A 578-nucleotide genomic window follows, 5' to 3' on the forward strand; every position below is an offset into this window, starting at 1 on the left:
GCGATATCTTCATCATTGGTCAGGATCATACCACCACGAGGTCCACGCAGGGTCTTGTGGGTTGTCGTGGTCGCTACATGGGCGTGCGGGAAGGGGCTGGGATGCTCGCCTGCGGCCACCAGACCGGCGAAATGCGCCATGTCCACGTGCAGGTAGGCCCCGACCATGTCGGCGATCTCGCGCATGCGGGCAAAGTCGATCTGACGCGGGATGGCCGAGCCACCTGCGATGATCAGCTTGGGGTTATGCTCTTTCGCCAGCGCCTCGACCTGATCGTAGTCGAGCATGTTGTCTTCTTTGCGGACACCGTATTGCACGGCGTTGAACCACTTGCCCGATTGGTTCGGGCGCGCGCCGTGGGTCAGGTGACCACCGGCGTCGAGGCTCATGCCCAGAATGGTGTCACCGGGCTGGATCAGCGCCTGGAACACACCTTGGTTGGCCTGGCTGCCCGAGTTCGGCTGCACGTTGGCAAAGCCGCAACCAAACAGCTCTTTCGCGCGGTCGATGGCCAGGTTTTCGGCGATATCGACGAACTGGCAGCCGCCATAGTAGCGACGGCCGGGATAGCCTTCGGC

1 protein-coding gene is annotated in these 578 nt (G+C 62.5%); it reads right to left on the reverse strand.

Annotated features, from left to right (window positions below; all coding sequences use genetic code 11):
* Positions 1-578: PLP-dependent aminotransferase family protein (locus tag ACRZ95_RS23190; protein WP_480555754.1), on the reverse strand; the 578-nt coding region annotated here is incomplete at both ends.

It is taken from the genome of Ruegeria sp. AI3, assembly GCF_056541245.1.